The 20,813-nt window shown below is 62.5% G+C and carries 19 protein-coding genes; 7 read left to right on the top strand and 12 right to left on the bottom strand.

The features are described 5' to 3' along the window. Positions 1-5: 5 nt before the first annotated feature. The 3 genes from NKI70_RS20165 to NKI70_RS20155 all read left to right on the top strand — a co-directional run bounded on the left by NKI70_RS20165 (position 6) and on the right by NKI70_RS20155 (position 3,938). Positions 6-785 (top strand): SDR family oxidoreductase, encoded by a 780-nt coding sequence (locus NKI70_RS20165; RefSeq protein ID WP_352448726.1) that lies wholly within the window; start codon positions 6-8, stop codon positions 783-785. A gap of 164 nt (positions 786-949) precedes the next feature. Then, positions 950-1,387, top strand: coding sequence for a hypothetical protein (locus tag NKI70_RS20160; RefSeq protein ID WP_352636785.1), 438 nt, complete (start codon positions 950-952; stop codon positions 1,385-1,387). Between the two features lie 226 nt (positions 1,388-1,613). Continuing rightward, entirely contained in the window at positions 1,614-3,938 is a 2,325-nt protein-coding gene (locus NKI70_RS20155; RefSeq protein ID WP_352697732.1) for an NADP-dependent malic enzyme, read from the top strand. 12 nt (positions 3,939-3,950) lie between these two features. Here NKI70_RS20155 and NKI70_RS20150 read toward each other — a convergent pair whose 3' ends face one another. Then, complete coding sequence (locus tag NKI70_RS20150; RefSeq protein WP_352594479.1) at positions 3,951-4,571, bottom strand: DUF1287 domain-containing protein; 621 nt, start codon at positions 4,569-4,571, stop codon at positions 3,951-3,953. Between the two features lie 267 nt (positions 4,572-4,838). Between NKI70_RS20150 and NKI70_RS20145 the strand changes: the two genes are divergently transcribed. Beyond that, on the top strand, positions 4,839-6,050 hold the full coding sequence (locus NKI70_RS20145; protein WP_352636787.1) for a DUF2865 domain-containing protein: 1,212 nt from the start codon (positions 4,839-4,841) through the stop codon (positions 6,048-6,050). On the opposite strand, the gene gltX is transcribed toward NKI70_RS20145, so the two are convergent. The 5 genes from gltX to NKI70_RS20120 all read right to left on the bottom strand — a co-directional run bounded on the left by gltX (position 5,968) and on the right by NKI70_RS20120 (position 12,565). After that, the gene (gltX, locus tag NKI70_RS20140; protein WP_352636788.1) at positions 5,968-7,341 is read right to left on the bottom strand and encodes a glutamate--tRNA ligase; all 1,374 of its coding nucleotides are present in this window, start codon (positions 7,339-7,341) and stop codon (positions 5,968-5,970) included. The two genes, NKI70_RS20145 and gltX, sit on opposite strands and share 83 nt — an antisense overlap. 133 nt (positions 7,342-7,474) lie before the next feature. Continuing rightward, a complete protein-coding gene (locus NKI70_RS20135) occupies positions 7,475-9,280 on the bottom strand; it encodes an ABC transporter ATP-binding protein (RefSeq protein ID WP_352697734.1) in 1,806 nt (601 codons plus the stop codon). Positions 9,281-9,662: 382 nt separating this feature from the next. Further along, the gene (locus tag NKI70_RS20130) at positions 9,663-10,076 is read right to left on the bottom strand and encodes a GNAT family N-acetyltransferase (RefSeq protein WP_352636790.1); all 414 of its coding nucleotides are present in this window, start codon (positions 10,074-10,076) and stop codon (positions 9,663-9,665) included. 27 nt (positions 10,077-10,103) lie between these two features. Then, positions 10,104-11,786, bottom strand: a complete 1,683-nt coding sequence (locus tag NKI70_RS20125) for an NAD+ synthase (protein ID WP_352724860.1) — start codon at positions 11,784-11,786, stop codon at positions 10,104-10,106. A 65-nt stretch (positions 11,787-11,851) separates the two neighbouring features. Further along, positions 11,852-12,565 carry a DNA-3-methyladenine glycosylase I gene (locus tag NKI70_RS20120; protein WP_352619848.1) on the bottom strand — a complete coding sequence of 238 codons (714 nt, stop codon included), beginning with the start codon at positions 12,563-12,565 and terminating at the stop codon, positions 11,852-11,854. 83 nt (positions 12,566-12,648) lie between these two features. Here NKI70_RS20120 and NKI70_RS20115 point away from each other — a divergent pair, with 83 nt between their 5' ends. Both NKI70_RS20115 and NKI70_RS20110 read left to right on the top strand, forming a co-directional pair. After that, the gene (locus NKI70_RS20115; RefSeq protein WP_023680015.1) at positions 12,649-13,212 is read left to right on the top strand and encodes a DUF1003 domain-containing protein; all 564 of its coding nucleotides are present in this window, start codon (positions 12,649-12,651) and stop codon (positions 13,210-13,212) included. Continuing rightward, positions 13,209-13,796 carry a DedA family protein gene (locus NKI70_RS20110; RefSeq protein WP_352574954.1) on the top strand — a complete coding sequence of 196 codons (588 nt, stop codon included), beginning with the start codon at positions 13,209-13,211 and terminating at the stop codon, positions 13,794-13,796. The genes NKI70_RS20115 and NKI70_RS20110 overlap by 4 nt, the downstream gene beginning before the upstream one ends. A 3-nt stretch (positions 13,797-13,799) precedes the next feature. Here the strand turns inward: NKI70_RS20110 and NKI70_RS20105 are convergent, their stop codons facing one another. Then, entirely contained in the window at positions 13,800-14,105 is a 306-nt protein-coding gene (locus NKI70_RS20105) for a hemerythrin domain-containing protein (RefSeq protein ID WP_352692314.1), read from the bottom strand. 4 nt (positions 14,106-14,109) lie between these two features. On the opposite strand from NKI70_RS20105, the gene NKI70_RS20100 reads away from it, so the two are divergent. Then, positions 14,110-14,406, top strand: a complete 297-nt coding sequence (locus tag NKI70_RS20100) for a hypothetical protein (RefSeq protein ID WP_352692315.1) — start codon at positions 14,110-14,112, stop codon at positions 14,404-14,406. A 22-nt stretch (positions 14,407-14,428) separates the two neighbouring features. On the opposite strand, the gene NKI70_RS20095 is transcribed toward NKI70_RS20100, so the two are convergent. The 5 genes from NKI70_RS20095 to NKI70_RS20075 form a co-directional block, all read right to left on the bottom strand. Next, positions 14,429-14,788 (bottom strand): diacylglycerol kinase, encoded by a 360-nt coding sequence (locus NKI70_RS20095; RefSeq protein WP_254820160.1) that lies wholly within the window; start codon positions 14,786-14,788, stop codon positions 14,429-14,431. 77 nt (positions 14,789-14,865) lie between these two features. After that, on the bottom strand, positions 14,866-15,285 hold the full coding sequence (locus tag NKI70_RS20090) for a GFA family protein (protein WP_352574951.1): 420 nt from the start codon (positions 15,283-15,285) through the stop codon (positions 14,866-14,868). 149 nt (positions 15,286-15,434) lie between these two features. After that, positions 15,435-16,808: a class II 3-deoxy-7-phosphoheptulonate synthase gene (locus NKI70_RS20085; RefSeq protein WP_023680020.1), complete on the bottom strand. Its 1,374-nt coding sequence runs from the start codon at positions 16,806-16,808 to the stop codon at positions 15,435-15,437. A 179-nt stretch (positions 16,809-16,987) separates the two neighbouring features. After that, positions 16,988-20,485 (bottom strand): transcription-repair coupling factor, encoded by a 3,498-nt coding sequence (gene mfd, locus NKI70_RS20080; RefSeq protein ID WP_352697738.1) that lies wholly within the window; start codon positions 20,483-20,485, stop codon positions 16,988-16,990. 13 nt (positions 20,486-20,498) lie between these two features. Further along, complete coding sequence (locus NKI70_RS20075) at positions 20,499-20,786, bottom strand: FAD assembly factor SdhE (RefSeq protein WP_023680023.1); 288 nt, start codon at positions 20,784-20,786, stop codon at positions 20,499-20,501. Between the last annotated feature and the right edge of the window lie 27 nt (positions 20,787-20,813).

Below are 20,813 nucleotides of genomic sequence, written 5' to 3'. Positions count from 1 at the left end.
CCACTATGGATCTCGGCATTCGCGGCAAGAAGGCCATCGTCTGCGCTTCGAGCAAAGGCTTGGGACGCGGCTGCGCCATGGCACTGGCAGAGGCAGGTTGCGATCTGGTGGTCAATGGCCGCAACGCCGACGTGCTGGCCAAAACCGCCGCTGAACTGCGCGAGAAATTCGGCGTCAAGGTGACCGAAATCGTCGGCGACGTATCCAAGCCCGATGTCCAGAAGGCGCTGCTTGCCGCCTGCCCCGATCCCGACATCCTCGTCAACAACAATGGCGGTCCGCCATTTCGCGATTTCCGCGCGCTCGACCGCGAAAAGATCCTCGAAGGCGTCACCCAGAACATGGTGACCCCAGTCGAACTGGTTCAGGCGGTGATCGACGGTATGGCGGCGCGCGGCTTCGGCCGCATCGTCAACATCACATCGCTGTCGGTCTATGTTCCTATCCCCGGCCTCGACCTGTCGTCCGGCGCCCGCGCCGGCCTCACTTCGTTCCTCGCCGGCGTCGCGCGCACGGTGATCGACCGCAATGTGACGATCAACAACATGCTGCCGGGAAAACTCGATACCGACCGGCTGCGCGGCCCGCACGAGGCCGGCACGCCCGAAGATCCGGCCGCCGCCGCCGCGCGCAAAGCGCAAGCAGCGGCCAATGTTCCGGCCAAGCGACTCGGCACGCCGGAGGAATTCGGCCAGATCTGCGCCTTTCTGTGCTCGGTCCATGCCGGCTACCTGACCGGACAGAACATACCGGTGGACGGCGGCCTCTATGTCAGCGCGTTTTAGTGGCAGAATCCAAGGCTTGATACCCGCTGGAAACGGCGGGCAACAGGCGCCCTCAGGCAAGCCGAAACAGGGCAACATTATGCTCAAAACGGCGCCCAGTTCACAAGGACTAGGGTTAGTCCGCATGTTATGTCCTGCCTCGCACATGAAAATGAGACCGGCGAATGGCGTCTATTTATCGCTTTGTTGCGCAAAAACTGCTGTCGCACGGGGTTCGAGACACGGCCGACGGCAACCTTGCAATTGCCGACAGGAGATTGTTCCTTGACTTCGTTCGTCTAGAACGAGCGGTTAGGCTAGAGGATTTCGCTACAGTCCAGTCTGCGGTGGTGGCGATAGAAAATCGTTGCTTATCAATGGGTAAACGTCATATCGCGGTGTTTGCATACATGTATCTCAGGTTTTCGGATGCGGCCCCAAAGTTTACTCACCTGGACATCGAGCTTGAGGAAGAAGGAGGTATCCGCCGAACAGTCGACTACCGGCGTAGGGTGTCGTCGACAGAGCGACTTGTCGGCGAGTGGGCTGCCGCTTGGTACGATCGCTATTCCAAGAGTTTCTTTCGTGCACTTTATAGGAGCAACAGCCCCACAGCGAACTAGCGAAAGAATACCTAATCGTCCGCAAACCACCTGAAGCAGACATTCGGCTCGCAGCTCGCTCCAGCAACGCGCCTATCGCCCCAACATTTCAATGGCAGACCGTACAGGCCGGCGGGCGATGCGAAGCCATAAGCTCGCGCTTGCGACATATCACCCCTCGAAAAGGCTCGGCTGCATGCTAAGAGACTCAAAACACCAAACGGACTGAACTGAGGAGGCGGCCGTCATGACAGGCGAAAGCAAGAAGGCGGCCCGATCCGACCTCGACGAAGCAGCGCTCTATTTCCATAAGCACCCCCGTCCCGGAAAGCTTGAAATCCAGGCGACGAAGCCGCTCGGCAACCAGCGGGACCTGGCGCTTGCCTATTCGCCGGGTGTCGCCGCCCCCTGCCTTGAAATCCGCGACGATCCGGCAACCGCTGCCGACTATACAGCCCGCGCCAATCTGGTCGGCGTTGTCACTAACGGTTCGGCGGTGCTCGGCCTCGGCAATATCGGTCCGCTCGCCTCCAAGCCGGTGATGGAGGGCAAAGCGGTGCTGTTCAAGAAGTTCGCCGGCATCGATGTCTTCGACATCGAGATCGACGCACCGGGCATCGAGCGCATGGTCGAGACGATCTCGGCGCTGGAACCAACCTTCGGCGGCATCAACCTGGAAGACATCAAGGCGCCCGAATGCTTCGAGGTCGAGGAGCAGTTGAAAGCCCGCATGGGCATACCGGTCTTCCATGACGACCAGCACGGCACCGCCATCATCGTCGCTGCCGCCGTGCTCAACGGGCTGGAATTCGCCGGCAAGTCCATCTCGGACATCAAGATAGTCACGTCAGGCGCCGGCGCTGCGGCGCTTGCGTGCCTCAACCTTCTGGTCTCGCTCGGCGCGCGGGTCGAAAACATCTGGGTCACCGACCGGTTCGGCGTCGCCCATAAAGGCCGTGTCGAGGAGATGGACCGCTGGAAAGACCCGTATGTGAAGGATACCGAGGCGCGTACGCTGGCCGACGTTCTGCCCGGCGCCGACGTGTTTCTCGGCCTGTCTGCCGCCGGCGTGCTGAAGCCGGAATTGCTCCACCACATGGCGCCCAAGCCGCTGATCCTGGCGCTGGCCAATCCCAATCCCGAGATCATGCCGGAAGCGGCGCGGGCAGCGCGGCCCGACGCGATGATCTGCACGGGCCGCTCCGATTTCCCCAACCAAGTCAACAACGTACTCTGTTTTCCTTACATCTTCCGTGGCGCGCTGGATTGCGGCGCAAGCGCCATCAACGAAGAGATGAAAATGGCTGCCGTGCGAGCGATTGCAGCGCTTGCCCGCGAAGAGCCGTCCGACGTTGCCGCACGTGCCTATTCCGGCGAGACGCCGATCTTTGGTCCGGAGTTCCTGATCCCGTCGCCTTTCGATCCGCGGCTGATCCTGCGCATTGCCCCTGCCGTCGCTAAGGCAGCCTGCGAGACCGGCGTCGCGACCCGGCCGATCACCGATTTCGCCGCCTATATCGACAAGCTGAACCGCTTCGTCTTCCGCTCCGGCCTGGTCATGAAGCCGGTGTTCTCGATGGCCAAGATGTCGAGCGCCAAACGCGTCATTTATGCCGACGGCGAGGACGAGCGCGTGCTTCGCGCCGCCCAGGTCGTGCTCGAGGAAGGCATTGCCGAACCGATCCTGATCGGCCGCCCGCATGTCATCGAGGTGCGGCTGAAGCGCTACGGGCTGCGCATCAAGCCGGGCGTCGATTTCGGCTTGATCAACCCGGAAGACGATCCGCGTTACCGCCACTATGTCGACCTTTTGATCGAGCTTGCCGGCCGGCGTGGGGTGACTACGGAAGCGGCGCGCACCATGGTGCGCACCGACAATACGGTGATCGCCGCCCTTGCCCTGAAGCGCGGCGACGCCGACGCCATGGTCTGCGGCCTCGAAGGCCGTTTCGAGCGCCATTTGCGAAACGTCACGCTGATCATCGGGCCACGCGCCGGCATTAGGGATCGCGACCTGTCGACGCTTTCCATGCTGATCTCGCAGCGCGGCATCATCTTTCTCACCGATACCCATGTCTCGGTCGACCCGACCGCCGAGGAGATTGCGGAAATGACCGTTTTGGCGGCCGAGGAAATTCAGCGTTTCGGCATCGAGCCCAAGGCAGCGCTACTGTCGCATTCTGATTTCGGCTCCCGCGATTCGCCAAGCGCCATGAAGATGCGGCAGGCAGCGGCAATCCTGGCGCGCATCGCGCCCGACCTGCAATGCGACGGCGAGATGCATGCCGACTCGGCACTGTCGGAGCAGCTGCGCCAACGCGTCTATCCGCATTCGCGGCTGAAGGGCGAAGCCAATCTGCTGGTGTTTCCCAATCTCGATTCGGCGAACATCACGCTGACGGCACTGCGCACGATGATGGACGCGCTGCATGTCGGCCCGATCCTGCTCGGCACCGATAGCCCGGCGCACATATTGACCCCGTCCGTCACGTCGCGCGGCGTCGTCAACATGACGGCACTGGCCGTGGTGGAAGCCGCGCACAAGGCGCAAGCCATCGTCGATCTGGGGTAGCCGCGGGCTTTCTCAGATTGGCCTGAACCGGAAATGTCCTGTCTGCCTGAAGGCAAACAAAGTGTCCTCTTCTTTGGCGCCGCCGCCGATATTGTGAATAACCAGCCTTCTTGTCGGCACCACAGTGGAGCGATTGGACGACACGATGGCAATATGCGGCAGATTGCCCGGCAGCATCTGGGCGACAAGATCCCCAGGCCGATAGTCGGCCGGGTCTTGGCTGACGGGCAAGGCGGCACCGCGCCGCTCGAAATAGACCGCAAGATTGGGCACACGGCGGTGGTCGATGTTGCGGTCCGGCGCTTTCAGGCCCCAAGCCTTCGGATAGGCGGCAAAATTGGCCCGCATATCCTCATGCACCAATTCTTGCAGATCGAGATCGAAGGCGCGGCGATAGGCACGGATCACGACATCCGTGCACACACCCCGCTCGGGCTCAACGTCCCCGCCCGGATAGGCCAGGCGTGTATAGGTCGGATCGTAGAGTGTGGTGACGCCGATCTGCTCACGGGCAGCTTCGACCAATTTGGTACCCCAATCCGGCGTGATGGGCTTTTCCTGCGCCATGGCAACCGGCATCGCCAGGCACAAAAGACCAAATTGCAGTGCGGCTCGACGGGTAATCGCGGTCATGCCAAGCCTCCGGGCATTGCTGGATCCGGGCATTCTTCTGGGCGAATACGCCTTTTTCGTGCAGCGCCAGGATGTCGCGGTTCTGGCTCTGTCCGAATACGTCGTGTGGCGTGGTCGACATGCCAGCACTCGTCGTGATCGAAGCCCCGCACAAGGCGCAAGCCATCGCGCATTTGGGCTGAAGCCGGAATCGGCGGTATGCTAAACAAACGGTTAACCGCAAGCGCGGTAGCTTTCAGAACGGCAGACAGGCGGAGTTTCGGAGGGATGACGGGCGCATGTTGGAAGCTGACGCGTGCCGCCGCGCTGCTCGGTGCCCTGCTACTGTGCGACATTGCCGTCACTCAGGCGCAGCCCGCTCCGCGCCTCTGCCGCCAGCTTGAAGCCGATCTTGCCGCCGCTTCTCGTGGTGGCGGCGGCAAACCGGCCTTGTTCAGGAAATATGACGACGCAATCGTCCGGCAGCGCCAGCAGATTTCAAAGGCCGTCAGCCAGGCCAGCAGCGCCGGCTGCGGCTTTTCGCTGTCTCGCCGCAACGCCAACGCATGCGCGGCACTCGACGCCACCATCGATCGCATGGCAGCCAATCTCGACGCCCTGCAGGCCAAGCGCGCCGACCTTGCCGGCGGTGGTTCGCGACGCGATCGCGCGCGCATATTGACGTTGCTTTACGCCAATGGCTGCCGCGATGATGCGGCGCGGACGCCCGCGCCGGTCCGCGAAGCCAGCCGTGAAAACGGCAAGCGAAACCTGCTCGACCAGCTTTTGGGCAGTGACGCAAGTGAACCGGGCGCGCCCGACCAGCCTGAAGGGCCCAGCCAGGCCGAAGAGCTAAGCCAGCCGGGCAACATCCGCACCATGCTCAACAACGCCGACGACTTGGGGCAGCCGCGAGGCGAATTCCGCACCATGTGCGTGCGGACCTGCGACGGTTATTTCTTTCCGATGTCGAATGCCGCCTCACTGGGCGATTTCGAGCGCGACCAGAAGAATTGCGAATCGAGCTGCCCCGGCACAGAAATGCAGGTTTTCTACACGCGCGGCATGAATGGCGATTCGGCGTCCATGACGTCTTCGGTGACCGGCAGGCCTTATATCGAACTGCCGACGGCATACCTCTACAAGCAGTCCGACATGCCGCGGCCGCCGACCTGCGGCTGCAATGCCGCGCAGAATTTCGAGATCATCGCCGGCAACCCGCCAACCCGGGCACAATCTGAGGCGAATGTAGAGAGTACCCCGTTCATTCCGCTGCCGGTTGCTAGGCCTGATCCGGGCGCCGACCCGGAGTCCTTGGCCAATGCGCAAGACGGTCTCGACCGTGAGGCGATCAGACGCCTTGCCGTCAAGCCCGTGCCTTCGCCGACGTCCCTGCCCCCGCCAGAACAGCGCAAGGTCAGGGTCGTCGGGCCAACGTTCCTTCCCGACCCAGCAGCGGCAACAGATCTGCAAGCTCCGGACCCGAAGGCTGTCCCGTAAGCGCCAGCCTGAGCGGCATGAACAGCGCCTTGCCCTTACGGCCGCTCGCCTCTCGGATCTTGCCGGTCCAGTCTTTCCAGACGGTGCCGTTCCAAGGCTCCTCCGGCAGCAGTTCGAACGCCTGGCGAAGAAAGTCGCGGTCATCGTCGGAAAACTCCGCCGGCTCCTCTGGACCGTCTCGAAGCGTACGCCACCAGATCGCCGCATCGGCCAGCCTGTCGAGATTGCCGCGCACCGCCAGCCAGAAAGGCTCGGCCTGTTCGCCGGAGATGCCGAGCACGATCAGCCGGTCGCGCGCCTCGGAAAACGGCATGTGATGCAGCAGCGTGCGGTTGAGCACGAAGAGCTCGTCCGGGTCGAATTTGGCGGCGGATTTCGATGTTGCAGCCGGATCGAAGCGCTCGGCTAGCTCGGCCATCGTTGGCACCGCCACGACGTTTTCCGAGGTGCCGACGAGCACCGCCAGCGAAGCGATCGCCATCGGCTCGATGCCGCTCTCACGCAGGCTCTGGATGGACAGCGCGCCGGTGCGCTTCGAAAGTCCCTCGCCTGATGCCGTTGTCAGGAGATTGTGGTGGCCGAACACCGGCGGCTCCGCGCCAAGTGCTCGGAACAGGGCTATCTGGACGCCGGTATTGGTGACGTGGTCGTCGCCGCGAATGACATGGCTGACGCCCATGTCGATGTCGTCGACAACCGAAGGCAATGTATAGAGGTAGGTGCCGTCCTCACGCCGCAGAACCGGGTCTGAAAGCGAGGCGAGGTCGACGGTCTCTTCGCCCCGCACCAGGTCGTTCCAGTGGATTTCGGTGCGCTCCGGCTGCAGCGGATCGCTGCTGAAGTTGGGCAGCAGAAAGCGCCAGTGCGGCCGCCGGCCATCGGCCTCATATTCCGCCACCTGCTCGGGTGCCAGCGTCAGCGCCTCGCGGCCATAGACTGGCGGCAGGCCACGCGTGCGGCGCACCTTGCGCCTCAGGTCGAGCTCTTCGGGCGTCTCATAGCAGGCATAGACGAGGCGCGCCTCCTTCAGCTTCTGCAGTGCGGCATCATAGACTTCGACCCGCCGCGACTGATACTCCGTGGCGTCGGGGAAGATGCCCAGCCAATGCAGGTCATAAAGGATGGCGTCGGAAAATTCCTGCGTCGAACGGGCAACGTCGGTGTCGTCGAAGCGCTGGATGAAGCGGCCCTTGTTCTTGATGGCGAACAGCCAGTTGAACAGAGCGGTGCGCGCATTGCCGATATGGATGCGGCCGGTCGGTGACGGGGCGAAACGGACGGTAACTGTCATGAGCGGGGCGTACCGGATGGTTTTGCTGTTGACAAGACGCGCCCCCGCGCTCTGCGGCAGACATAGAACATGACGAAGGCGAAGAAAAGACTGCAGCGCCACGCGTCCATCAGGACGCGCGGCGCCGCAACCGTCAGATCACCATGCCTTTGGTCAGTTCAAGCGCCTGGCGTTCGAACAGCCGGCGGTAGATGCCGCCTTGCAGCCGGATCAGTTGGTCATGCGAGCCCTCTTCGACGATGCGGCCGCGATCGAACACCAAAAGCCTGTCCAGCGCCCGCACCGTCGACAGCCGGTGGGCAATGACCAGCGTCGTGCGGCCGACCATCAACCGCTCCATCGCCTGCTGGATCAGCACCTCCGATTCCGAATCGAGGCTCGACGTTGCCTCATCCAGGATGAGAATGCGCGCATCGGCAAGAAAGGCGCGTGCGATTGCAACGCGTTGACGCTCACCACCCGATAGCTTTACGCCACGCTCGCCGACCAGCGTGCCATAGCCTTTCAGCAAATTGGCGATGAAGTCATGCGCGCTGGCCAATCGCGCCGCGTGCTCGATCTCGGCCTGCGTGGCGGCCGGCCGGGCATAGGCGATGTTTTCGGCCAGCGACCGGTGAAACAGGATCGGTTCCTGCTGGACAATCGCGATCTGTGCGCGCAGCGACGCCTGCGCCACATTGGCAATATCCTGGCCGTCGATCAGGATATTGCCCGCAGTCACGTCGTAGAGGCGCTGGATCAGCTTGACGAATGTCGTCTTGCCGGAGCCCGAATGGCCAACCAGCCCAACCCGTTCGCCCGGCGCGATGTCCACCGAAAAGTCGCGATAGAGCGGCAGGCGGTGGCTGCCATAATGGAACGTGACCTTGTCGAAGGTGATACGGCCATCGGTGATCCGGATCGGTTTGGCTCCGGGCCGATCCTCAATGCCGAGTGGTTCGGACTGGAAGTCGACCAGTTCCTCCATGTCGTTGATCGAGCGCTGCAGATTGCGGATATGCGTGCCGATGTCGCGCAGATAGCCTTGCAGCACGAAGAATGAGGTCAACACGAAGGCGACATCGCCGGCGCTCGCCTGCCCCCACGACCACAACAGCAGGGAGAATCCGATGACCGCTGCCCTCAAAAGCAGCAGCATCGTCCCTTGCGTGGTGCCGTTGACAGTGCCGCGCATCCAGGTGCGGCGCGTGCGGCCGCGCCATTTAGCGACGACCTCGGCAAGCCGTGTCTCCTCGCGTTCCTCGGCGCCAAAACCCTTGACCACGGCGTTGCAGCTCACCGCGTCGGCCAGCGAGCCGCCGAGCCGTGTATCCCACGCATTGGCAAGCCTTGCCGCGGGCGCGACATAGCCAAGCGACAGCATCGTCGTCACCGCGATGAACAGAACCGAACCGGTGGCGACGACAGCACCCATCAGCGGCCAGAACCAGCCAAGCAGCAGCGTCGAGCCGACGAGCATGACGACCGATGGCAGCAGCGCGATCAGGATCGTGTCGTTGAGCAGGTCGAGCGCCCACATGCCGCGCGTTATCTTGCGCACCGTCGATCCGGCGAAGCTGTTGGCGTGCCAGTCGGTGGAGAAGCGCTGGACGCGGTGGAAGGCGTCGGCGGCGATATCCGCCATCATCTTCAACGTCAGCTCGACAATGGCCATGAAGGCCAGATTGCGCAGCACGACACCGGTGAGCGCCAGGGCCACCAGCATCGAAAAGGCCGCTGTCGCCGCGTTCCACGCAACATCGTCGGCCGCAGCACTGCTGGCGACGGCATCGACCAGCCGGCCGGAATAGAGCGGCGTCAGCACGTCGGCCAAGGTCGACAGCAGGAACGTGCCCATAATGCCGGCAAGCCGCCACGGCTGACGCCGCCAATGGCTGAGCGTGAAGCCAAGAACGCTGCGAAAGGCGCCCGCGCGCAAATCTATTCGAAAACGAGTCATGATGTCATTCGGGCGCAAACGAGCCCGATCCCACGAAAGTAGAAATTGAAAAACCGCGTCGGCGCCGTTTGGCGCCCGGAGATGCGGAGGTTTGGCGTATTTGGCGGCCCTGTAGAGGGGCGGCGACCGGCAGCGGCGAAATACCTGCCTCGGTTCAGCCTTGCCGCGAGGCTATCTCGCGGCGCAGTGACCAAGACCTAGGCTTCGCGGCCTCGCATAACGATGTCAAATCCTAGCATTCGGTTCCTCCTGAAGGGGAATCGCGGAGAGGTGTTTATAGAGACGCCTCAACGCCGCGCCAAGTCAGTAGATAGCCAAAAGCGCATCTGGTCCAAGCAGTGAGACGATTTTGCAACAATCGCGGGTTGTGCGCTGCCTCTGTTCAGGTTGCCGGGATACGGTCGAAGCGCATATAGCGGCCGTCGGTGGAAGGCCTGAAGCCGAGCTTCTCGTAAACCGCATGGGCGTCGTTGGTCGACAGGCTCCAATGCGTGACCGTCTTGACGTCCGGGTGGTCGATAAGCGCCTGGACAAGCCGGGTTCCGATGCCTTGTCCGCGATACCCGGGCCAGACAATTATGTCGGCGAGATAGGCAAATACCGTACGGTCGGTGATCGCCCGGCCGAAGCCGACCTGATTGCCGCCGACATAGGCGCCGACGCACAGTGAGTTGGCGAAGGCGCGGCGGTGCAGTTCGTCGCTGCGGCCACTGCCCCAATAGCTCTCCTTCAAAATGTCGGACGTCGCCCGGAAGTCGATCCGCGACGGGTCGAAGCTGATTTCAAGGTTGGCCATGGCTAAACCGTTAAACAGGCCAATCGCCTACCCGCCATCCCTGAACCGGTTGGTAATGGGATAGCGGCGGTCGCGGCCGAAATTCTTCCTGGTGATCTTCACACCGGGTGCCGCCTGCCGGCGCTTGTATTCGGCGACGTAAAGCAGGTGCTCGACGCGCGTCACCGTCGCCCGGTCATGGCCGCGCGCGACGATGTCGTCGACACCCATCTCGTTTTCGATCAGGCACTCCAATATGTCGTCGAGCACCGGATAGGGCGGCAGCGAATCCTGGTCCGTCTGGTTCTCTCGCAGTTCCGCCGAGGGCGCCTTGTCGATGATGTTGGTCGGGATCACCTCGCCGGACGGACCGAGCGCACCCGGCGGCACATGCGCGTTGCGCCAGCGCGACAGCGCATAGACCTGCATCTTGTAGAGGTCCTTGATCGGATTGAAGCCGCCATTCATGTCGCCATAGAGCGTCGCGTAGCCGACCGACATCTCGCTTTTGTTGCCGGTGGTGACCACCATCGAGCCGAACTTGTTGGAAATCGCCATCAGGATGGTGCCGCGGGCCCGGCTCTGCAGGTTTTCCTCGGTGATGCCTTCGTTGGTGCCCTCGAAAAGCTGTGTCAACGTGTGCAGGAAGCCCTCGACCGGCTCGAAGATCGGCACGATATCGTAGCGGCAGCCGAGTGCGCGGGCGCAGTCCTCGGCATCCTTCAGCGAGTCCTTCGAAGTGTAGCGGTAAGGCATCATCACGGCGCGCAGCCGTTCCTCGCCCAGCGCATCGACGGCAAGTGCCGCGCAGATCGCCGAATCGATGCCGCCGGAAAGGCCGAGCACGACATTCTTGAAGCCGTTCTTGTTGACGTAATCGCGCAGGCCCAACATGCAGGCGCGGTAGTCGGCCTCCTCCTTCTCCGGGATTTTCGACATCGGTCCGTCAGAGCAGAACCAGATGTCATTCTTTCGCTTCCAGGTGGTGACGTTGACCGTCTCCTCGAACTGGCTCATCTGGAAGGCCAGCGTCTTGTCAGAACCTATGGCAAACGATGCGCCATCGAAAACCAGCTCGTCCTGGCCGCCAAGCTGGTTGGCATAGATAATCGGCAGTCCGCATTCGATGACCTGGCGGATGACGATCTGGTGGCGGACGTCGACCTTGCCGCGGTAATAGGGCGAGCCGTTCGGGACCAGCAGGATTTCCGCGCCGCTTTCGGCCAGCGCCTCGCAGACGGCAACCTCGCCCCAGATATCTTCGCAGATCGGCACTCCCACGCGCACGCCGCGGAAATTGACCGGCCCCTGGATCTCGGGGCCGGCCTGGAAGACGCGCTTCTCGTCGAACTCACCGTAATTCGGCAGATCGAGCTTGTAGCGTTCGGCAAGGATCTTGCCGCCATCGGCAAAGATGATCGAATTGTGCGTGCCGGTCTTGCGCTTCAACGGCGTGCCGATGACGAAACCCGGGCCGCCGTCGGCGGTATCGCCGGCGAAATCCTCCGCCGCCCGCTCGCAGGCCTTCAGGAAGGCGGGCTTCAGCACCAGATCCTCAGGCGGATAGCCGGCAAGGAAAAGCTCGGTAAACAGCACGAGGTCGGCGCCTTGGCGGGCGGCATCCGCCCTCGCCTCGCGTGCCTTGGCAAGATTGCCGGCGACGTCGCCGACCGTCGGATTGAGCTGGGCGACGGCGATGCGCAATACGTCTGGAGCGGTCTTGTCTGTCATGCCCGTGGGTTTAGCGCGGCAAAATTCGTCGAGCAATGGCGTTCGTTTGGACCAAACAGTCGATCCTATTCGCCCATATATTCGCGCAAGGCTTCCGGCGGATGGTTCTCGCCGATCGACATTGCCAGAATGCGCGAAATGTGCCGGCGCGGCAGCCCGGTTTCCGCCGCCCAGGCGTTTATCTGCACTTGGATCTTGTCCAGGTCCTTCTTCGATGTCGGGCTCTGCGCGAGGTCGAGCCCGGCGTCGCGCAGCGCTGCCGCCATGTCGGCCGAGACGATGAAGGCGTCCCACTCCAGCCAGCGCAGAAAATACTGGCCGGTATTGCCGCCGAGCCGGCTGCCATGCTTGCCGAGATAGGCCATCAATCCGACCTGGTCATCCGCCGGCCAATTGGCCAGGAACTTGCCGAAGCTGCCATGCTCCTTCGACACGCGCTCGACGAAGGCTGCGTTGTCGCGTACGGATTTGATCTTCTGCGGATTGCGGACGATGCGCTTGTCGGCTGTGAGATCGTGCCAGAAATCGTCAGGCTGGAACAGCAGCCGCTTCGGCTCGAAGCCAAGAAATGCTTCCTCGAAACCCGGCCATTTCTGCTCGATGACGCGCCAGACAAAGCCGGCGGCAAAAACCCGCTCGGCCATGGTCGACAGGATCCGGTCGTCCGCAATCTTTGCCACCGCGGCATTGTCGGGCATAGGACCCAGCAGCGACGTCAGCGCTGCCTCACCGCCTTTGCGCTTCGCTGCACGGGCGCGAATTTTCTGAAAATCCACCATTGTTTCCTGACCCCATCGCGTCAATCTACCACTTCCCGTATGAACCGGCAGCTTCTACCTCATCGCTGACGACGGAGGCGACGATGAACAAAACGATCGAGGACCTGGCAAGCCGCTGGCTGAAGCGAAAGCCGGACGGCCTCAGCGCGCTCGAAAGCCGGGTACTGCAATCTACGCTCGAGCGCACCACGATCTCCAAGGACACCAACAAGGCCGTCGCCTTTCACCAGACGTTTGGAGATCGCCTAGCCGACACCATCGCCCGGATCGGCGGCTCGTGGTCCTTCATCCTGGCATTCATTGGCTTCCTGATCCTGTGGACGGCAGGCAATGTCTGGCTCTTGTCGCGCGCCGCCTTCGATCCCTATCCCTTCATCTTCCTCAATCTCGTGCTTTCCATGGTTGCCGCCCTGCAGGCGCCAGTGATCATGATGGCGCAGAACCGCCAGACGGAGCGCGATCGAATCGACGCCGCCCACGACTATGAGGTTAATCTCAAGGCCGAGATCGAGATCATGGCGTTACACGAAAAGCTCGACGAACTGCGCCACAGCCAGATCATCGGCATGCGAGACGAGATCGCCCGGCTGGCCGAGCAGGTGAAGCGCATCGACGACATTCTGTCGAAGCAGCGAACGTCTTCATGACGGAAGTCATCCATCGTCTCATTGAGCAATATGGATTGGTCGCGGTTTTTCTGGGCTGCGTCGCCGAGGGCGAAAGCGCCGCAATTCTTGGCGGTTTTTTTGCGCATCAGCATGTCTTCGTCCCGTGGCAGGCGTTTCTCGCAGCCGCGCTCGGCGCCTTCGGTGGCGACACGTTGTTCTTCATCTTGGGACGGAGCTTCGCCGACCATAAATTCGTGATCAGGCTCCGAGCCCGGCCGGGCTTCAGCCACGCCTACCGCCTTGTCACCTCTCATCCCAACATTTTCGTGCTGTCGAACCGTTACATCTATGGCCTGCGACTGGTCGGCGGAATCGCGGCCGGGCTGTCGGGCATCGCCGCGGCGCGCTTCATCATCCTCAACGCCATCTCGTCGGTAGTCTGGGCGGCACTGTTCTGCACTGTCGGTTATGTCTTCGGGCTGGGCGCGGAGCACATCGTCGGCCAGGCGCTGGCCCGCCACGAGCGGTTGCTGATCGCTCTGGCAATCGGCCTCGTTGTGGCTATCCTCGGCTGGCTGGCGTCGCACTTCCTCGCCAAGAAGGAGCTTCGCAAGGGAAGCTGATCGTCAATCTATGCCGAGCGCACGGTCACCCTTTTCCAGGATCAGCGGGATGATCAGGTCTTCCTCGTCGGCAAGATGCCTGGTCAGCATGGCGATCAGCCGGCTGTTCTCGTCGGCATAGGCATCGGCGGCGAAACGCTGTTTGTCTTCGCTCTCCTGAAGCGTGCGGATGAAGGCATTTGCCGCCTCGGCATTGCGCTCCAGTCCCTCATGGATTGTGTGGTGATCGGCATCGAGAATCTCGAAGCCGCGCTTCAGACGGGTCTCGGCCCTGGCGAAGACCGGGAAATAATGATGGTCCCTCGACATTGTGATGGCCGTCGAGATTGCCGAGGAAATGGTTGAGGCGCGGCGCGAACCAGCGCGCGAATTCCGGCGCGTTCAGCCTACCTTCTCGATAATCGCCGATACCATTGGTGAGCATGCCGCCAAGCTCGCGGAACATATCGTGCCGCTGCAGCCACATATTGGCCACGCCGTGGATGTTGGCATGCGCCTGCCAGATCTCGCGCGGATATTTTTCGGCCAGCCAGCGCAGATCGTCCGGCAGGCCCTCACGTTCGAGCAGCAGAAATCCGGCGGTATCGGTCATGTCGGTTCCCTCAATTGACCGGCATGTAGTGTTTGAAACGTCAGATCGGTACCCCGAGGATCCGCTCGACGATGGCGACGCCCCAGACGCCTGCAGCGATTACCACCGAAATAAGCACCGCCAGCGAACCGCAATCCTTGGCCAGTTGGATATCGATGTTGAATTCGCGGCTGAACGCGTCGCATGCCGCCTCGATGCCGGTGTTCAACACCTCGATCATGATCATGAGCAGCACCGCGCCGATAAGCAGCGCATAGCCGCGCCACGATTCCGAAAGGAACCAGCCGAGCGGCAAGGCAAGCACAAGCAGCGTCAGCTCCAGCTGGAAGGCCTCCTCGCTGGCGGCCAGTTTGCGAAACGCCCGCACCGAGTTGTAAAAAGCGTCGATCAGCCGCTGCATGCCAAAACCCTTCGGAATCACCGGCAGGGGATTAGCGCAATGGCTGGACCAAGGGAATAAGGCGACCTCTTCAAAAATCAGTCGCCTGCCACCTTGATCGACGGCGTCGACTTCTCGAACTGCGGCAGCCCGTCATCGATGGCGTAATAATCGCCCTTGTCGCCGACGAAGATATGGCATTCTCCTTGAAGCCCGGTTGGCGCGTCGAACAGCCCTGCCATGACCGAAACATAGCCGTCATCGCTCGGCTTCCAGAACAGCAGAGAGCCGCATGTCTTGCAGAAGCCGCGCCTGGCGAACGAAGAGGCCTCGTACCAGGTGATGCTCTCCGCGCCGGTGATTGTGATGTCGCGGTCGGCAACATTGGCCGCCGCATAAAAATGCCCGCTCTGCTTCCGGCACTGCGAGCAATGGCAGTAGACGACACCGCGTAGCGGTCCTCGTGTCTGGAACCGCACTGCCCCGCACAAGCATGATCCGCTGTGACTGTCAGCCATGTCGGCCTCCCGATGCAATTGCCATCGCCTGGCAGGATTCCAGTTTTGCGCGCGTTAGGCACGAGCAAATGCGACACCGGCGGGATTGAATAGAAAAAGCGCCGGTTTTCGCCCGGCGCTTCTTCAATGACATCACAGTTCAGATCGTATCAGCCATTGACGGCCTGCTTGTGCTGGACCGGATGGGTCTTCTTGAGCAGATCGGAGACCAGGAACGCCAACTCGATCGCCTGGTCAGCGTTGAGGCGCGGATCGCAATGGGTGTGGTAGCGATCCTGCAGCTCTTCGGCGGTGATGGCGCGGGCGCCACCGGTGCATTCCGTGACGTTCTTGCCGGTCATCTCGACATGGATGCCGCCCGGATGCGTGCCTTCGGCGCGATGCACCTCGAAGAAGGTCTGCACCTCCTTCAGGATGCGGTCGAACGGCCGTGTCTTGTAGCCGGCGGCCTCGATGGTGTTGCCATGCATCGGGTCGGACGACCACACCACGCTGCGGCCTTCCTTCTGCACCGCGCGCACCAGCTTCGGCAGGTGGTCAGCAACCTTGTCGGAACCGAAACGCGCGATCAGCGTCAGCCGGCCGGGCTCGTTCTCCGGATTGAGCAGGTCGATGAGCTGCAAGAGGCCATCCGGCGTCAGCGACGGGCCACATTTCAGGCCGAGCGGGTTCTTGATGCCACGGCAGTATTCGACATGGGCATGGTCGGGCTGGCGCGTTCGATCGCCGATCCAGATCATGTGGCCGGAGGTGGCGTACCAGTCGCCGGAGGTCGAATCGACGCGGGTCAGCGCCTCCTCATAGCCGAGCAGCAACGCTTCGTGGCTGGTGTAGAAATCGGTCTCGCGCAGCGCGTAATTGGTCTCCGAGGTGATGCCGACGGCCTTCATGAAGTCCATCGTCTCGGTGATGCGGTTGGCGAGAGACTCGTATTTCTCGCCCTGCGGGCTGTCGGACACGAAGCCAAGCATCCATTGATGCACGTTCTCCAGGCTGGCATAGCCACCTTGGGCGAAGGCACGCAAAAGGTTGAGCGTGGCCGCTGACTGGCGGTACGCCATCTCCTGCCGCGCAGGATCGGGAATGCGCGACTTGGCATCGAACTCGATGCCATTGATGATGTCGCCGCGATAGCTGGGCAGCGTCACACCGCCCTTGGTCTCATTGTCGGACGAGCGCGGCTTGGCGAACTGGCCGGCGACACGGCCGACCTTCACCACCGGCTGTGCGCCGGCGAAGGTCAGCACCACCGACATCTGCAAGAAGACGCGGAAGAAGTCGCGGATATTGTCGGCGCCATGCTCGGCGAAGCTCTCGGCGCAATCGCCGCCCTGCAGAAGGAATGCGTCACCGGCAGCGACGGCTGCAAGCTGCTTCTTCAGCTTGCGTGCCTCACCTGCAAAAACCAACGGCGGAAACGTGGCAAGCTGGGCTTCCGTGTTCCTCAGCGCGGCAAGTTCCGGATAGGCAGGAACCTGCTGGATCGGCTTAGCTCTCCACGAATTCGGCGACCATTTCGTCATCGAAGCACCTAACGCTCTTTCACACGGACGCCATCGCCCGCCAATCCGCCCCACATGGGGTCGCGGCTCCATACACGAAGCCGATTTCCTATTCTAGACCGGAAGTGGTCGCGTGGCGAATGAGCACGGCACGGCGAAAGTGCCGGTGCGGCTGTGCCCAGACCACCAGCGACGCGCTGCTACGCCGCCTTCTCCACCAGCCGCGCCAGCTGCGTCATGACAACCGCTGAGCCAGCCAGCCGCTTCTCGGGCGTCGCCCAGTCACGGCTGAAGACGACGCTCTGGTCCGGACGGATCTTGGCCAGCGAGCCCTGTTCGCCGATGAGCTTGACCAGCCCGACCGGATTGGGGAATTCCCGCTTGCGGAAATGGATGACGACGCCTTTCGGCCCGGCGTCGAGCTTCTCCACGTTGGCCTTGCGGCAAAGCGCCTTGATGAAGACGATCTTCAACAGATGTTCAACCTCTTCCGGCAGCGGCCCGAACCGGTCGATCAGCTCGGCGCCGAAAGCATCGATCTCTTCCGTATTTTCGAGATCGCCAAGACGACGATAGAGCGCGAGCCTCAGCTGCAGGTCCGGGACATAGCTTTCCGGGATCATTACCGCCGTGCCGACGGCGATCTGCGGCGACCAGCCGCCGTCCTGCACCTCGCCGGAATCCTTCACTTCGGCCACCGCCTCCTCCAGCATCTGCTGATAGAGCTCGAAGCCAACCTCCTTGATGTGCCCGGACTGCTCTTCGCCGAGCAGATTGCCGGCGCCGCGGATGTCGAGGTCGTGGCTGGCCAGCTGGAAACCGGCGCCTAGCGTATCGAGCGACTGCAGCACTTTCAGCCGACGCTCGGCTGTATCGGTTAGCTTGCGGTTGGCGGGCAGCGTGAACAGCGCATAGGCGCGCACCTTCGAACGGCCGACGCGGCCACGCAACTGATAGAGCTGCGACAGGCCGAACATGTCGGCGCGATGCACGATCAGCGTGTTGGCGGTCGGTATATCGAGGCCGGATTCGACGATGGTGGTCGACAAAAGCACGTCGTACTGGCCGTCATAAAAGGCATTCATGATATCGTCGAGCTCGCCGGGCGGCATCTGGCCATGGGCCACCGCCACTTTCAGCTCAGGTACAGATTCGCGCAGAAAATCATGGATTTCCGCGAGATCGCTGATGCGCGGTACGACGTAGAAGGAATGGCCGCCGCGGTAGCGTTCTCTGAGCAGCGTCTCGCGGATGACCAGCGGATCGAAGGGCGAGATGAAGGTGCGCACCGCCAGGCGGTCGACCGGCGGCGTGGCGATCAGCGACAGCTCACGCACACCGGTCAAGGCAAGCTGCAGCGTTCGCGGGATCGGCGTCGCCGACAGCGTCAGAACGTGGACGTCGGTCTTGAGATCCTTCAGCCGCTCTTTGTGCTTGACGCCGAAATGCTGCTCCTCATCGATGATCAGCAGACCAAGATTCTTGAACGAGATCGAGGAGCCGAGCAGTGCATGCGTGCCGACGACGATATCGATCTGGCCTTCGGCGATGCCCTTCTTGGTCTCCGCCAATTCCTTGGCGCCGACCAGCCGCGAGGCCTGGGCGACGCGGATCGGCAGGCCGGAGAAGCGCTGCGAGAAAGTCTTGAAATGCTGGCGCGACAACAATGTCGTCGGCACCACTATGGCCACCTGAAAGCCTTCCATCGCCCCAATGAAGGCGGCGCGAAGTGCAACTTCGGTCTTGCCGAAGCCGACGTCGCCGCAGATCAGCCGGTCCATCGGCTTTCCGGCGCCTAGATCATCCATGACCGAATCGATCGCCGTCTGCTGGTCATCGGTCTCCTCATAGGGAAAACGCGCTGCAAACTCGCCATAGAGGCCTTCCGCCGGCACCAGCGCCGGTGCTGCCCGCATCTGCCGCTCGGCGGCAATGCGGATCAGCTGCCCGGCCATGTCGAGCAGGCGTTTCTTCAGCCGCGCCTTGCGCGATTGCCAGGCGCCACCGCCAAGCTTGTCGAGCGTCGCCTCGGCCGAATCCGAGCCATAGCGCGACAGCAGCTCGATGTTTTCCACCGGCAAGAATAGCCGATCGTCGCCGGCATAGTGGATCTCGAGGCAATCGTGAGGCGCACCAACCGCCTCGATGGTACGCAACCCGATGAAACGGCCAATGCCATGGTCGGCATGGACGACGATATCGCCTGACGACAAGGCCGAAGCCTCGGCGATGAAGTCGGACGCACGCTTCTTGCGCTTCGAGCGCCGGATCAGCCGGTCGCCGAGAATGTCCTGCTCCGCGACGACGACCAGTTTCTCTGTCTCGAAGCCGGATTCGAGCGGCAGCACGGCCAGTCCCGCCTGCCCCGGCTCAAGCTTTTCGGCTTCTGCAAGCGTCGCCACCGGCTTCAGATTGCCAAGATGATGCTCGGCCAGGATCTGACCAAGCCGGTCGAGCGAACCCTCAGTCCAGCCGGCGACGATGACGCGGCGGCGTCCAGCGCGCTCGTCGGAAATGTGTTTTACGACGACGTCGAAAACGTTGGCGTTAGGATCGGCGCGTTCCTCGACGAAGCTGCGGCCGTGGCGCGAGCCGGCATGGAACACCTTTTTCGCGCCGGCATCGGGCGCGTCGAAGGCCGTGAAATCTATCGCCTCGCGCGGGCCAAGCGAGGCAATCAGGTTCTCGGGCGACAGATAGAGCAGATCCGGCGGCACCGGCTTGTAGGGCACCGCGTCCTTCAAGGCGCCGTCGGCCTGCTTCTTGCGCGCTTCGTAGTGGTCGAGGATCAGAGTGTGGCGCTCGGCCAGTGCCTCATGCGCCAGATGGTCGAAAACCACAGGCGCATCGGGCAGGTAGTCGAAGACGGTTTCCAGCCGCTCATAGAAGAACGGCAGCCAGTGCTCCATGCCGGCAAACCGCCTGCCCTCGCTGACCGCCGCATAGAGCCCATCGTCGCGGGAGGGCGCGCCAAAGGCTTCGATGTAGGCGCGGCGGAAGCGGCTGATGGTTTCCGGCGTCAGCGCCACCTCGCTCATCGCCTGCAGCGCCATCGATTTGCGTTGGCCGATGGTGCGCTGGGTTGCGGTGTCGAAGACGCGGATCGATTCCAGCGTATCGCCGAAGAAATCGAGGCGCAGTGCCTCCATCCAGCCGGGCGCGAAGAGATCGAGAATGCCGCCGCGCACCGCAAATTCGCCGATGCCGCGCACCGTCGGCACTCGCTCGAAGCCGGAAGTCTCCAGCCGCGACACCAGCACGTTCATGTCTATCTGGTTGCCGGGTTTGGCGTGGAAGGTCTGCGCCTCGACGAGTTCAGCCGGCGGAATGCGTTGCAACAGCGCATTCGCGGTGCTGAGGACGACGGCGCGGTGCGGCTTTTTCGCCAGCGCAATCATTGCGGCCAGTGCGTCGAGCCGCCTTGCGGCGGCATCGGCGCCGGGCGAGACGCGGTCGTAAGGCAGGCAGTCCCAGGCCGGCAGTTCCAGCACCGGCAGGCCTGGAGCGGCAAAGGCAAGCGCCTCGACGATCGCCGGCAGACGCTGGCCGTCGCGCGCCACGAACAGCACCGGCTTGTCAGGGGCGATCTCGTGCGCAGCCTGCACCAGCGCAAAGGCTTCGTAGCCGTCGGCGACGCCATCGACGATGAACTGGCCGGCGCGGCCTTTCGGCAGACCGATCGTAGGGATAAGGCTCATGGCTACACGTTGTTCAGAAGGTCATCTCCCGGCGCGAAGCCAGGATTTTTTGCAGGACGGCACAGTCGATATCCGCCGGAACCGGGCGTTCGCCAGTGACGAGAGGCAGGAATTCGGTGTCGGGAATGTCGAGGAGCCTCTCATATTGGTCGATTTCGTCGCCGGTCAAGGCGCCGATCTCGGCGTCGGCGAAGCTGCCGAGTATAAGGTCCATCTCGCGCATGCCGCGGTGCCACGAACGAAACAGAAGCTTGCGGCGGCGGGCATCGAGCCCCTCGCTTGATCGTTTCGTTCCGGTCATCTTGCAACATCCTTGCCCAGGCGGCGC

Origin of the sequence: Mesorhizobium sp. M0500 (assembly GCF_040321165.1) — a bacterium.
Classification (GTDB): domain Bacteria; phylum Pseudomonadota; class Alphaproteobacteria; order Rhizobiales; family Rhizobiaceae; genus Mesorhizobium.
The sequence above is the reverse complement of the archived record's forward strand: the minus strand, read 5'-3'. Positions and strand labels throughout refer to the sequence as shown.